Below are 12,966 nucleotides of genomic sequence, written 5' to 3' on the forward strand. Positions count from 1 at the left end.
AAAAACCCGGTCATTACGCCGGGTTTTTTATTGCCTGCAGTTCTGCCAGAAGTCAGAGCGAGGCTTTCACCTGCAAGCCAAACACCAATGCATTGTCGATGTCCTGCCCGGAAAACGCGCCCGGTTCGATGATGTATTGCATGTTCGGACGCAGTGTCAACCAAGGCGTGGCCTGGTAGCCGTAGCCGAGTTCGATCAACTGCTCGCCACTGTCCAGGTTCGGGAACTGCGTGCCATTGGCCATGGCGGCGTCCTGCTGTACGTCGCGGCTGCGCGGGTTAGGCACGGCGCGGCCATAGCCCAGAGCGACGGTGTCACGCGGGCGACCTTCGAACGGTTTGTACAGCACCAGACCGGTGCCGTACCACTTGCTGAATGGCGAAGCCGCTTCGCTGGCCGCCGAGTATTGGCCGAACGCATGCAGGCTGCGGCCCTCGGACGTTGGCGAACTCCATACGGCTTGATCGATCAGCAAGTAGTGACCGCCACGGCCGGAGACTTCCTTGTCGCTGCCGATGCGTTTCACGTCGGAGCTGTCGTAGTAGTAACCGAGCTTGTATTCGCCGGGCAATTGGCCCGCGTGCTTGTACACCAGTTCGATCGGCACCACGGTGCCGGTGGTGTGTTTCGGGCCCAGATGCCAGGCGCGGCTGGAGTTGCCGTTGCTTTCCGGGTCGACATTGAACGCGGCCACGCGCAGTTGCCAGGACGGCGACAAGTCGTATTTCACCCGCACGCCCAGGTGTGCGTTCGGGTAATTGGTCCAGCCGCTGCCGCCGGACATGTTCAGCGGATGGCCGCAGAAACCGGCGTTCATGAAGTTGCACAGAATGCCGCTGTCGAGGCCGCCGAGGTCGTTGCCCATGGCCATGTAGCCCAGCTTCACGTTGAGCGCCGGGGTGAACAGGCTGCGCTCGTAGCTCAGTTCGGTCAGGCGGGTGTAGAGGCCGCCGTAGTTTTCCTGGATCGGCAGACGGTTGCCAACCAGATCTTCGGAGGCGCTGTTGCCGCGGCGGTCGTTGATGGTCAGCTGAACCTTGCCGGCGTTCTCTACGCCATACAACTTGCTCAGGTCGAACTGCGCGCCGAGCTTGATGTTCTGCGAATAACGACCGGAGCGGTGCAGGCCGCCGTCGGCGTTGTAAGCCATTTCGCCGGTGTAATCGCCGGTGAACTTGATCCCGTCTTCGTCCATCTGGTGGCGCAGGCCACCCCAGTCACCGGTCAGGGTGTTGCGGGTCAACAGGTTCGAATCGGTATCGGCGAAGGCGGGCAGGGTGGTGCAGGTCAGGCCCAACAGCACGCCGTTGACCCAGCCGTTACGAGTAAAACCAAACATGGAGATCTTCCTGCTCAAAGCGGTAGCAATATCGGAAAGCGGCGCGGCATCCTCAGGTGCCGCGCGCAAAAAGAAAGCGCCCGTGTTCAGCGCGGGCGCTGCGGTTTACGGCAAGGCGTAAGCCATCACGTAGTCGCCGCGATCGGTCGACTGACGCGCACCACCGGCGGTGATGACGATGTACTGCTTGCCGGTCTTCGGCGAAACGAAGGTCATCGGGCCGCCCTGACTGCCAACCGGCAGACGCGCTTTCCACACTTCTTCGCCATTGGCGCTGTTGAAGGCGCGCAGGTAGAAGTCCTGGGTGCCGGCGATAAAGATCAGGCCACCTTGGGTCGACAGGGTACCGCCGAGGGTCGGCAGACCGATCTTGATCGGCAGGTGCATGCGGATGCCCAGCGGACCTGTGTCTTCAACGGTGCCGACCGGAACCTGCCACGCGACTTTCTGGGTCTTCATGTCGATCGCGGTCAGGGTGCCGAACGGCGGTGCCTGGCACGGAATGCCGGCCACCGACAGGAAGCGGTTTTTGTTCACCGCATACGGCGTGCCTTTGAGCGGTACCGCGCCCATGCCGGTGTTCAACGCTTCGCCACCGGAGGAAGCTTGAGCCTTGTTCTGCGACGGGATCATCTGAATCCACAGACCCAGGCGCATGTCGTTGACGAAGATGAAACCGTGCACCGGGTCAGTGGAGATGCTGCCCCAGTTCATGCCGCCCAGCGAACCCGGGAAGCTCAGGGATTTATCGGTACCCGGCGCGGTGTACAGGCCGTCGTAACGCATCGATTTGAAATCGATCCGGCACAGCAACTGGTCGTACGGGGTGGCGCCCCACATGTCCGACTCAGTCAGGTGCTGGGCACCGATCTGTGGCATGCCCACCGATTTCGGCTGGGTTGGCGAGTACGGTTCGTTCGGGATGTTCGCGGCTTTGACCGGGACTTCTTTAACCTCGGTCAACGGTTTGCCGGTGGCACGATCGAGCACGTAGATCTGCCCGGCCTTGGTGCCGATGACCAGCGCCGGAACGCTTTTGCCGTCCTTGGTGAAGTCGATCAGGCTCGGCTGCATCGGCAGGTCGAAGTCCCAGAGATCGTTGTGCACGGTCTGGAATACCCAGCGTTCATCACCGGTGGTGGCGTCCAGCGCGAGGATCGAGGCGCCGTAGGTGTGATCGAGTTTGCTGCGCTCGACACCATAGATGTCGGTGGACGAGCTGCCCATTGGCAGGAACACGGTGTTGGTTGCCGGATCGTAGGACATCGGCGCCCAGCTGTTGGGCGTGCTGCGCACATACGTGCTGCCGTCGGCCGGTGCCTGTTTGTCCTGCGGGTTGCCTGGGTCGAAGGCCCAGCGCATGGCGCCGGTGATTACGTCAAAACCACGGATCACGCCGCCCGGCATGTCGGTTTGTACGTTGTCGGCTACACGACCGCCGACCACCACAGTGGTACCGGCCATCAACGGCGCGGAGGAGAGCTGGTAGTAGCTGTCCGGCACGTCACCGAGACCGGCCTTCAGATCAACCTGACCGTTGTTGCCGAAACCCTGGCAGAACTCGCCGGTGTCGGCATCGACCGCGATCAGGCGGGCGTCGATGGTGTTGGTCAGCAGACGGCGCTGGCAATTGGCGGCCGGCGCCGGTTTGGCTTCGATGATGCTCGAATTGCTTGGTTGAGCGATGCTTTTCGTCGCATCGAAATAGGCCATGCCACGGCAACGCTGCCAGACTTTCGACTGGGCGTTGATCGCGTTCTTCCACAGCTCTTTGCCGGTGTCGGCATCCAGCGCGATCAGGTTGTTGTGCGGGGTGCAGATGAACACTTTGTTGCCGATCTGCAGCGGAGTGAGCTGGTCTTCGGCACCGTTGCCATCGCTCTCGGCGACGTCACCGGTGTGGTAGGTCCACGCTACTTTGAGCTTGTCGACGTTGTTGCGGTTGATCTGGTCCAGCGCAGCAAAGCGGCTGCCGCCTTCGGTATTGCCGTAGTGCGCCCAGTCTTTTTGCGCCTTGTCTGGCTCAACCGGGGTCAGGCCCGGGCCAGTGCCGGTTGCCGCGACGGTCGGGTGCGCAACGAACATGTTGCCGGCAGCCACCGCCAGGGCGATTGCCAACACTGCCGCGAGGCCGTATGCACCGCGACCTGGAACACCACCGTTGGCGCGCTTGAGCAGCGGATAGACCAGCGTCACCGCCAGACCCACGGCGCTGAACATGAACAGACGCGAGAACACCGGCCAGAACACCAGCCCGGCATCGCTCACCGCCCAGATCGCTGTCCCCACCAGAAACGCTGCAAACAGCCAGGCGCCGGCCGTCTTGAAGCGAGCGATCAGCAGACCGGAAACGGCCATCACCAGACCGCCCACGAGGAAGTACCACGACCCTCCCAGGCTGACCAGCTTCACTCCGCCAGCCGCAAGTGCCAGGCCGAGCAGGGCGATGATCACCCCCAGCCCGACCAGAATGAATTTTGATATGCCCGAGAGGCGTTGACTCTGCTTCACGTTGAATGTCCCGTTGAAATGAGGCGTGCATTATATAGATAGGTAACTACCTAGTTAAATCACTAATTCAGTAATGAACTGTTGTTCATTGCGAAATCCCCGTCCTGAGCGGGGACCTGCGCTTTCAAGGGCCTGGAAAGATATTTTGAATGCCTGAAAAAGAGCCTTTTTGTCAGAAAAAATGGGAGTTATGACAGCTGCCGTCATCAACCACGGTTATTGCGCAGAATCGAGAAATTCAACGCCGCCGCCACACACAACCAGGCCAGATAAGGAAACAGGATCAACCCGGTGATCAAATCCATGCGCAACGCCATAAACACCATCACCGCGACCACCAGCCACAACAGCAGCAGAATCACCATGGCGGCGGCCACCTGATGCGCGCCGAAGAACACCGGCGTCCACAACGTGTTTAAGGCAATCTGCGCGGCCCATAGCGCCAGTACCGTCTGACTGCCAGGAATCAGGCTCAAGCGATAACCGGCCCAGGCCAGCAATAGATAGATTATTGTCCAGGCCACCGGAAACGCCCAATTGGGCGGGGTGAATCCGGGTTTATTGAGCCCTTCGTACCATGGCCCGGGCTTGAAAATCACCCCGGTAGTCGCCGCAGCGCCGCACGCGATCAGAAAAATCAGAAACGTCACCATTTTTCACTCCTTGGCCGCAGCCACTCTCTCTGGGATTACAGCGCCGCAACGGTCGCTCATTCGGATTTCATCGCCATCAGGTCGCTGACCCGCGCCACCAGCGTGTCGACGGCAAACGGCTTGGTCAGCACCTGCATGTCCGGGCCCAATTGACCGGCGCCAATCACCGCGTTTTCTGCGTACCCGGTGATGAACAGGGTCTTCAGGTTCTGGCGGATTTCCCGGCCGGCATCGGCCAGTTGCCGACCATTCATGCCACCCGGCAAGCCGACGTCGGTGATCAGCAAGTCGATGTGTATGTCCGAGCGCAACATCTTCAGCCCGACCACACTGTCAGCGGCCTCTATCAAGGTGTAGCCGAGATCGCCGAGCACGTCAGTCAGCAGCGCACGCACCGTAGGCTCGTCGTCCACCACCAGAATTGTCTCGCCAGACTTGGGCAAGGCTGCCGGCGTGTTGTCCTTGTGATCCTGATTCGGCACGGGCTCGCCATGGTAGCGCGGCAGGTAAATGCACATCTCGGTGCCCTGGCCGACCTGCGAATGCACGCGCACCTGGCCGCCGGACTGCTTGGCGAAACCGTAGATCATCGACAGCCCCAACCCGGTGCCCTGGCCCAGCGGTTTGGTGGTGAAGAACGGGTCGAAGGCTTTGGCGATCACATCGGCAGTCATGCCGGTGCCGGTATCGGTCACGCACAGGCACAGGTATTCGCCCTCGGGCATGTCCAGGGTGCGCGCCGTCTCGCAGTCCAGCGCACGGTTGGCCGTTTCGATGGTGATGCGCCCACCATCCGGCATCGCATCGCGCGCGTTGATGCACAGGTTGAGCAGGGCGTTCTCCAACTGGCTGGCATCCACCAGGGTTGGCCAGAGCCCCGGCGCGGCGCGGGTTTCCAGAACGATGCTGGGGCCGACCGTACGCTGGATCAGCTCGGTCATGCCGGTCATCAGCGTGTTGACATCTGTCGGCCGCGGATCGAGGGTCTGGCGTCTGGAAAACGCCAGCAGACGGTGGGTCAGGGCGGCGGCGCGCTTGACCGCGCCCTGGGCGGTCACCATGTATTTGTCGACCTCATTCAGCCGGCCCTGGCTGATGCGCGCGCCCATCAACTCCAGCGCGCCGGAAATGCCGGCCAGCAAATTGTTGAAGTCATGCGCCAGGCCCCCGGTCAGTTGGCCGACGGCTTCCATTTTCTGCGACTGACGCAGTTTCTCTTCGGCTTGCATCAGCTCTGAAGTGCGCGATGACACGCGCTGCTCCAGCGTATCGTTGAGCGCGCGCAACGCGGCGATGGCACGGTCGCGTTCCGCTTCGACATTGCGCCGTTCCTCGACATCGATCAGCACGCCGGGAAAGCGCAACGGCGTTCCATCATCGGCACATTCAACACGGCCGTTGGCCTCGATCCACTGATATTTGCCGTCGGCGCGGCGCACACGGTACTGGTGGGAGTAGGCACCACCACGGCCGATGGCTTCGTTGATCGCGGTGGTCAGTCCATCCTGGTCTTCGGGATGCACGGTCACCATGACTTGTTCGAGGCTGAGCCCTTCGCGGCCCAGCGCCGGGTCGAGGTCAAACACCCGGGCGAACGCTTCGTCCACGGCAAAACGGTCGGTGAGCAGGTCCCAGTGCCAGGTGCCGATGATCGCACCGGCGGCGAGCGCCAGTTGCACACGCTCGACGTTCTCCCGCGCCAGCGCTTCACTGGCACGCAAACGCTCCTCGGCGTCGCGCCGCTGGGTGACGTCGTTGAACAGGATCGCGATCTGCCGGTCGGCAGGATCGCCAACACGCACCGCGCGCACGTCGAACCAGCGTTCAAAGGTGTTGGCGTAATTTTCGAAGTTCGCCGGCTCTCCGGTTTTGGCCACATGGCCGTAGGTTTCGAACCAGAAGCTTTCCAGATTCGGCGCGAACTCGGTCACCCATTTGCCGCGCAGGTTGACCCCGCACTGGTGTTCGAACGCCGGATTGGCTTCGACGAAGTAGTAATCGACGGGTTTATCCTCAGCGTCGAATTTGACCTTGACGATGGCGAACGCCGACTCGATGGTTTCCAGAATGGTGATGAAGCGTGCCTCGCTGCGGGCGAGCGCATCCCGACTGGCTTGCAGTTGCGCCGCCATGTCGCGATCGAGGTCAACGTCCTGCGTGTCGACCAGGGTGCTCTGAAGCGCCGCGCGCAATCGCCTTACCTCTGACTCAAGCGCTTCGCGACTAAGGTGTTCAAGGGTATCCATGTGACCTGCTTTATTGAATGTTCAGGGACTGGCTTCATAGAGCGCGTAGGCACAACGCGAGCAGTGAACGTCGCGCTCGCAGGGGACTTGAGCGCCGATCATTCGTTGACCGGGCGCGCTGTGCTTAAGTTTCACCACCCGCGCATGCGAGCGCTCATTTCAGATCGATTCGCCGTTATCCAGACGCGCCAACAGGTTTTGCCCGCGTTGCCACAGCGCCTCCTGTCTGGCTGGTGGCATGCGGTCGAGGTTCTTGTACATCATCGCCATGCGCTGATTGCCGCGCAGTTGTTCGCCGTGGCGCATCAGAAAATGCCAGTACAACGCATTGAACGGGCAGGCATTGTCCGCGGTACTTTCGCTGACCTTGTAGGCGCAGCTTCGGCAGTAGTCGGACATGCGATTGATGTATTGGCCACTGGCGCAATAGGGTTTGGAACCGAGGTAACCGCCATCGGCATGCATGACCATGCCCAAGGTGTTGGGCAGCTCGACCCAGTCGAAGGCGTCCATATAGATTGCCAGGTACCACTCACAGATCTGGCTCGGCGCGATGCCGGCGAGCAGGGCAAAATTGCCGGTGACCATCAGCCGCTGAATGTGGTGCGCGTAGGCGTGCTGCAGACTCTGGCCGATAGCCTGGCGCATGCAGTTCATCTGCGTAGCGCCGGTCCAGTAGAACTCAGGCAGTGGCCGGTCGTTGCCGAATACATTACCGAGTGCGTAGTCCGGCATTTTCAGCCAGTACACGCCGCGCACATATTCCCGCCAGCCGATCAGTTGCCGAATGAAGCCTTCAGCGGCATTCAGGGCAATCCTGCCGGCCCAATAGGCGGACTCGACGTCACTGCACAACTGCCGCAAATCCAGCAGGCCGATATTGAGCGCGGCACTGATGCGCGCATGAAACAGGAACGGTTCGTCACTGGCCATGGCGTCCTGATAGTCGCCGAATCCTGCCAGGCCAGAATCCAGAAAATACTCCCACAGCGCCTGCGCGTCGGCGTGGGTGACCGGGTAGTTGAAGTCGTCGAGTGCACCGTAATGCTGACTGAAGCGCGCCTTCACCAGCGCGAGCACTTCGCCAGTGATGACGTCGTTGCTGAAGCGGATCGGGTAGGGGGCTTTCACGCCTTTGGGCAGGGCCTTGCGATTCTCGGCATCGAAATTCCACGCGCCGCCCACCGGCGTGCCGTCGCCATTGAGCAGCAAGCGACTCTTGCGGCGCATCTCGCGATAGAAGAACTCCATGCGCAACTGCTTTTTGCCGGCGGCCCAGGCGGCGAACTCGGCGCGACTGCACAGAAAACGCGTATCGGCGTGCCAATGGATGGGCAGGCCACAGTCCCTGATCGATTGCTCCAGGCGCCAGTCCCCGCATTCGGTGACGTGCACTTCTTCGACCTGCAACCGCTGTTGCCAGCGGCGTAATTCCCCCGGCACCGAGCCGCTATTGTGCGGATCATCCAGGGTCACGTATTCGACACGAACGCCCTGGTCTCGCAGGGCCTGGGCGAAATGGCGCATGGCACTGAAGATCAGGGCAATCTTTTGCGGGTGGTGCGGCACATGGCTGGCTTCTTCCATGACCTCGACCAGCAGCACAGTGTCGCGCTCGCTATCGAGCGTCTGCAAGGAAGCCAAGTCGAAGGACAACTGATCGCCCAGTACCAGGCACAACCGACGGTTCTGGTTCATTCACAGCATCCGTTTCATAGCGATGTGGCCAACGAAAACGGAATCCGCAGCTCTTCGACGGGCCCGCTATCACGCCCGCACATTTCGTCGTGCACGCATTGCTGCACCAGCACGCAGGGGAATGCCGGCACAGTCTGCAGCAGGTCACGCAGATGGGTGATCGAGCGCAGATGCATCGGTTTGGCTGCATCGTCGAGCAAGGTGAACTGGCCGTGATCCAGACGGATGCGGGCCAGATAAAAACCACCTTCAAGCGACAGCAACTCCAGCTCACGTATTTCGCTGTTGGCCGCACGTTCGGTCAGGGTTTGCAGATTCATGCTTCACTCCTTGCCTATCAATTCAGCACTGTTCATTGATTTTCTCCCGCGCTCTGGCGACGGAAGAACAAGGTCACCTGACCGACTTCAACACCGAGTTTGGACATGCGGGTGCGATTGATCAGCGTGTCCTCGTCCATCTGGTACATCCAGTCGTCCATGCTCATTTCATAGGTCGAGCCATCAACCGGCAGGTTCAGGCGATACCGCCAGTGCAGCGCATTGCCGGCGACCTGACCTGTGGCGACGCCCACCACATCACCCGCACGCCCGCTCCAGCGTCCCTGGCCCTCGGGCGTCAGGGTCCAGACGCGGCGTTGGCGCGTGCCGTCGCTGTACAGGAAGCGCTCATCGAGAATCAGGTTGTCGCCTTCACGATGGCTGACGATGTTGACCTCAAAGCGCTTGACCACTTCCCCGGAGCGCTTCTGAAATATCCCCCAGGCTTTCACGGGTTTGCTGAAAAAGCGTTGCAGATCCAGCGCCGGTTGCTGATCGGCATAGTGGCTGACATCCACGCTGCCGCAGCTTGCAACGCCGAGTACCAGAGCCAGTAAGAGCACAAGTCGGGCCATTGCCGTTCTCCCTGAGTGCACAGGTATAGGGGTGAAAGTAGGAATGTCGTGCTTGTACAGTGGGTTTATCGTGTACAGGTTTATCGCGCCTGTCGAAGGTCGGAAATCAACTTCGCCGCCCGATCAATTGCAGGAACTCCTGACGCGTCGTGGAGCTGTCGCGAAAGGCACCGAGCATCACCGAAGAGGTCATGATCGAATTCTGCTTTTCGACGCCGCGCATCATCATGCACATGTGCCTGGCTTCAATGACCACGGCCACGCCGGCGGCATCGGTGATCTGCTGGATCGCCTCGGCGATTTGCCGGGTGAGGTTTTCCTGGATCTGCAGACGGCGGGCGAACATGTCCACCACGCGCGCTACTTTCGACAGTCCCAGCACCCTGCCGGTGGGGATGTACGCCACGTGTGCCTTGCCGATGAAAGGCAGCATATGGTGCTCGCACAAGGAATAGAGCTCGATGTCACTGACGATGACCATCTCATCGCTTTGCGATTCGAACAGAGCACCGTTGGTGACGTCTTCCAGGCTCATCGAGTAGCCGTTGCACAGATACTGCATCGCTTTGGCCGCACGTTTGGGTGTGTCGAGCAGACCTTCGCGTTCGGGATTTTCACCGACACCGACGAGGATTTCGCGGTAATGGCTGGCTAGTAGTGGGTTCATTCAGGGTGCTCGCGGCAGTGCGGTGCGTGGGGGCCAATCCGTAGCGGAAGAGTTGTACGTAAAGAAGTGCTTTGTATAGGTTTTATTCAAGATAGGCTGAAAAAATAAACCTGACAATCAATCGGCAATCTTTTTTGTGCAGATGCGAAAACCTCGCAGCGCAGCGCGCGAGGTTGCGGGTGTAGCGGGGGAGAGGAGGAAGCGGTCCCGGTGAGTGGGAGCGCTGTGCGAATTCGCGGAGTTATTCGCTGTAGGTCGGGTAATCCACATAGCCTTCGGCATTGCCGCCGTAGACCGTCGCGGGATCCAGTGGATTGAGCGGCCAGTCATTGGCGATGCGCGCCGGCAGGTCCGGGTTAGCCATGAACGGACGGCCGAAAGCCACCAGATCCGCCAGTCCCGATTCAAGCAATTGCACACCGGATTCTGCGTTGTAGCGCCCGGCGTAGATGATCGCGCCACTGAAGGTATCGCGCACTGCACGGCGGAAGGTTTGCGGCATCGCGGGCGCGTCGTCCCAGTCCGCTTCGGCGATGGACAGGTAGGCGATGCCCACATCCTCAAGCACTTTGATCGCTTCGATGTAAGTGGTGTGCGGGTCCTCTTCGACCATGCCCAGATAGGTGCGCGCTTCATCGGTGGTGGTGAACAGCGGCGCGAAACGTACGCCGACTTTCTCTTTACCGATGCACTCGGCGACACCCGACACCACTTCGCGCAGAAAGCGCAGGCGGTTGTGCAGCGAGCCACCGTACTGATCGGTGCGCACATTGCTGTGGGCAGAAATGAACTGGTTCACCAGATAGCCATTGGCGCAGTGCAGTTCGATCCCGTCGAAGCCGGCGTCCATCGCATTGCGCGCCGCCTGTATATAGAGCTGAACCAGTTCCTGGACTTCATCGGTGCTCAGTGCTCGCGGCGCGGATGGCGTAACCAGTTCGCCGGTGCCCGGCGCAGTTTCGATGAACACGCTGACTCGCTCGGTGGCGATGGCGGACGCTGAAACCGGGGCCGCCCCATCGGGTTGCAGCGCGGTGTGGGACACACGTCCGACGTGCCAGAGTTGGGCGAATATCACGCCGCCCTTTGCATGAACCGCTTCGGTGACTGTGCGCCATCCGGCAATTTGCTCAGGGGTGTGAATGCCGGGAGTCCAGGAGTAGCCCTGACCGCGGGGCTCGATCTGCGTGCCTTCGGTAACCAGCAGACCGGCGCCGGCGCGTTGCTGGTAATACTCGGCCATCAATGCGTTGGCGACATTGCCCGGTTGTGTGCTGCGTTGGCGGGTGAGGGGTGGCAGGACGATGCGGTTCTTCAGGGTGTGCAGGCCCAGTTTGACGGGGGTGAAGTAAGGGCTGTTTTTCATGTGATTCCTGTTTTGGCCTTATTAGACCAGTCGACTAGTAATGCGGTAAAAAAACACCGTGCGGGATGCGCACGGTGTCTGGACGCTGGAGGGTTCAGGCCAACAGCTTCAGCAGTTTTTCGGCGACGGCTGCCGAGCTGGCAGGGTTTTGACCCGTCACCAGTTGGCCATCGGTCACCACGTGAACCTGCCAGTCAGCGACTTTGGAGTAGCGGCCGCCGAGACGCTGGAATTCGTCTTCGATCAGGAACGGCACGACATCGGTCAGGCCTACAGCGGCTTCTTCGGCGTTGGTGAAACCGGTGACGTCCCGGCCTTGAATCAACGGTTTGCCATCGGCAGCCACCACGTGACGCAGAACGCCCGGCGCATGGCAGACGAAACCGTGAGGTTTGTTGCTGCGGTCGAACGCTTCGATCAGCGCAATCGAGTGTTTGTCTTCGGCCAGATCCCACAGTGGGCCATGGCCACCGGGATAAAACACGGCATCGAAATCCTCGGCGCTGACATCCGCCAGGCGCCCGGTATTGGCCAGCGCCTGCTGAGCAGCAGGGTCCTTGCGGAAGCGGTCCGTTTCAGCGGTTTGCGCATCGGGCTCATCGCTTTTCGGATCGAGCGGTGGCTGGCCGCCGGCCGGCGATACCAGAGTGATCTGCGCGCCGGCATCCTTGAAGGCGTAGTAGGGGGCCGCGAACTCTTCGAGCCAGAAGCCGGTTTTCTTGCCGGTGTTGCCAAGCTGATCGTGGGAAGTCAGAACCATCAAGATTTTCATAGAGCGCCCTGTATTGGTCTGGTGTCCTCGACGGGTTCGTCTGCGACACCTCGGAAGGAGTGACGGGCACAGAATAGATTCATATTAGACCGGTCGTCTAGTAAATTTTTACGCCCGTGTTTCCGCGCCATCAGTGTGGCAAACTCCTGCCCATCAGAAATATACGACTGGTCTAATGTTTGGTATTTTGCGCCCCATGAAACCGACCTACGACGATACCCGCCAACACCTGCTCGACACCGGCCACCGCATGATGGCCGAAAAGGGCTTCACCAGCGTTGGCCTGAGCGAGATCCTGCAGACCGCCGGTGTGCCCAAGGGCTCGTTCTATCACTACTTCAAATCCAAGGAACTCTACGGCCAAGCACTGCTGGAGGATTACTTTGTCGGCTACCTGGCAGATATGGAGCGACGCCTGACCCTGCCCGGCCTCAGTGCCTATGAGCGGCTGATGGATTACTGGCAGGGCTGGCAGAACCGCTGCACCCTGGAAGGCCATGGTGATGAATGTCTGGTGGTGAAGTTGAGCGCGGAAGTCGCCGACCTGTCCGAGTCGATGCGCCTCACCTTGCGCGACGGCGCCGAGCGCATCGTTGCGCGCATCACGACGTGCCTGGAAGAAGGGCAGTTGGATAAAAGTTTGCCGCAGACTGACGCTCGGCAACTGGCAGAAACCCTGTACCAACTCTGGTTGGGTGCCAGTCTGTTGAACAAACTGCAGCGCACGGGGCAGTCGTTGCAGACGTCGATGGTGATGACGAAGCGCCTGTTGCAGCGCTGAAAACACCCACGACCCTTTCATATCGAGTACTTTTGCAA

General features: G+C 60.5%; 12 protein-coding genes. 2 read left to right on the forward strand and 10 right to left on the reverse strand.

The genetic code is table 11. The annotated features are described in order from the left end of the window. Positions 1-52 precede the first annotated feature (52 nt). Positions 53-1,339, reverse strand: coding sequence for a carbohydrate porin (locus tag LVD08_RS04135; protein ID WP_027611780.1), 1,287 nt, complete (start codon positions 1,337-1,339; stop codon positions 53-55). On the opposite strand from LVD08_RS04135, the gene LVD08_RS28015 reads away from it, so the two are divergent. Further along, a complete protein-coding gene (locus LVD08_RS28015) occupies positions 1,338-1,460 on the forward strand; it encodes a hypothetical protein (protein ID WP_274621110.1) in 123 nt (40 codons plus the stop codon). The two genes, LVD08_RS04135 and LVD08_RS28015, sit on opposite strands and share 2 nt — an antisense overlap. On the opposite strand, the gene LVD08_RS04140 is transcribed toward LVD08_RS28015, so the two are convergent. From LVD08_RS04140 to LVD08_RS04180, 9 genes are all read right to left on the reverse strand, one after another. Further along, positions 1,445-3,850: a glucose/quinate/shikimate family membrane-bound PQQ-dependent dehydrogenase gene (locus LVD08_RS04140; RefSeq protein WP_247267487.1), complete on the reverse strand. Its 2,406-nt coding sequence runs from the start codon at positions 3,848-3,850 to the stop codon at positions 1,445-1,447. The two genes, LVD08_RS28015 and LVD08_RS04140, sit on opposite strands and share 16 nt — an antisense overlap. A gap of 206 nt (positions 3,851-4,056) precedes the next feature. Continuing rightward, the gene (gene tspO / locus LVD08_RS04145) at positions 4,057-4,500 is read right to left on the reverse strand and encodes a tryptophan-rich sensory protein TspO (RefSeq protein WP_247267651.1); all 444 of its coding nucleotides are present in this window, start codon (positions 4,498-4,500) and stop codon (positions 4,057-4,059) included. A gap of 59 nt (positions 4,501-4,559) precedes the next feature. Continuing rightward, positions 4,560-6,749 carry a PAS domain-containing hybrid sensor histidine kinase/response regulator gene (locus LVD08_RS04150; RefSeq protein WP_247267488.1) on the reverse strand — a complete coding sequence of 730 codons (2,190 nt, stop codon included), beginning with the start codon at positions 6,747-6,749 and terminating at the stop codon, positions 4,560-4,562. A 159-nt stretch (positions 6,750-6,908) separates the two neighbouring features. Further along, positions 6,909-8,447, reverse strand: a complete 1,539-nt coding sequence (locus tag LVD08_RS04155; RefSeq protein ID WP_247267489.1) for a cryptochrome/photolyase family protein — start codon at positions 8,445-8,447, stop codon at positions 6,909-6,911. Between the two features lie 14 nt (positions 8,448-8,461). Then, positions 8,462-8,767: a DUF6482 family protein gene (locus LVD08_RS04160; RefSeq protein WP_027611785.1), complete on the reverse strand. Its 306-nt coding sequence runs from the start codon at positions 8,765-8,767 to the stop codon at positions 8,462-8,464. A 32-nt stretch (positions 8,768-8,799) separates the two neighbouring features. After that, positions 8,800-9,342 (reverse strand): DUF3833 domain-containing protein, encoded by a 543-nt coding sequence (locus LVD08_RS04165; RefSeq protein WP_247267490.1) that lies wholly within the window; start codon positions 9,340-9,342, stop codon positions 8,800-8,802. 106 nt (positions 9,343-9,448) lie between these two features. Next, positions 9,449-10,009 (reverse strand): GTP cyclohydrolase I FolE, encoded by a 561-nt coding sequence (gene folE, locus LVD08_RS04170; protein ID WP_027611787.1) that lies wholly within the window; start codon positions 10,007-10,009, stop codon positions 9,449-9,451. A 241-nt stretch (positions 10,010-10,250) separates the two neighbouring features. Then, on the reverse strand, positions 10,251-11,375 hold the full coding sequence (locus tag LVD08_RS04175; RefSeq protein ID WP_247267491.1) for an alkene reductase: 1,125 nt from the start codon (positions 11,373-11,375) through the stop codon (positions 10,251-10,253). A gap of 94 nt (positions 11,376-11,469) precedes the next feature. Further along, on the reverse strand, positions 11,470-12,147 hold the full coding sequence (locus LVD08_RS04180; protein ID WP_103367097.1) for a type 1 glutamine amidotransferase domain-containing protein: 678 nt from the start codon (positions 12,145-12,147) through the stop codon (positions 11,470-11,472). A 196-nt stretch (positions 12,148-12,343) separates the two neighbouring features. Between LVD08_RS04180 and LVD08_RS04185 the strand changes: the two genes are divergently transcribed. Next, positions 12,344-12,928, forward strand: a complete 585-nt coding sequence (locus LVD08_RS04185; protein WP_097089858.1) for a TetR/AcrR family transcriptional regulator — start codon at positions 12,344-12,346, stop codon at positions 12,926-12,928. Positions 12,929-12,966: the final 38 nt, after the last annotated feature.

Origin of the sequence: Pseudomonas sp. YL2 (assembly GCF_023063025.1) — a bacterium.
In the GTDB taxonomy this organism is placed as follows: domain Bacteria; phylum Pseudomonadota; class Gammaproteobacteria; order Pseudomonadales; family Pseudomonadaceae; genus Aquipseudomonas; species Aquipseudomonas putida_A.

Excerpts from the sequence above, each read along its gene's own strand:
- LVD08_RS04175 (WP_247267491.1), bottom strand. The coding sequence starts at position 11,375 with ATGAAAAACAGCCCTTACTTCACCCCCGTCAAACTGGGCCTGCACACC.
- LVD08_RS04150 (WP_247267488.1), bottom strand. The coding sequence starts at position 6,749 with ATGGATACCCTTGAACACCTTAGTCGCGAAGCGCTTGAGTCAGAGGTA.
- folE (WP_027611787.1), bottom strand. The coding sequence starts at position 10,009 with ATGAACCCACTACTAGCCAGCCATTACCGCGAAATCCTCGTCGGTGTC.
- LVD08_RS28015 (WP_274621110.1), top strand. The coding sequence starts at position 1,338 with ATGGAGATCTTCCTGCTCAAAGCGGTAGCAATATCGGAAAGCGGCGCG.
- LVD08_RS04185 (WP_097089858.1), top strand. The coding sequence starts at position 12,344 with ATGAAACCGACCTACGACGATACCCGCCAACACCTGCTCGACACCGGC.
- LVD08_RS04165 (WP_247267490.1), bottom strand. The coding sequence starts at position 9,342 with ATGGCCCGACTTGTGCTCTTACTGGCTCTGGTACTCGGCGTTGCAAGC.
- LVD08_RS04160 (WP_027611785.1), bottom strand. The coding sequence starts at position 8,767 with ATGAATCTGCAAACCCTGACCGAACGTGCGGCCAACAGCGAAATACGT.
- LVD08_RS04155 (WP_247267489.1), bottom strand. The coding sequence starts at position 8,447 with ATGAACCAGAACCGTCGGTTGTGCCTGGTACTGGGCGATCAGTTGTCC.
- LVD08_RS04180 (WP_103367097.1), bottom strand. The coding sequence starts at position 12,147 with ATGAAAATCTTGATGGTTCTGACTTCCCACGATCAGCTTGGCAACACC.
- LVD08_RS04135 (WP_027611780.1), bottom strand. The coding sequence starts at position 1,339 with ATGTTTGGTTTTACTCGTAACGGCTGGGTCAACGGCGTGCTGTTGGGC.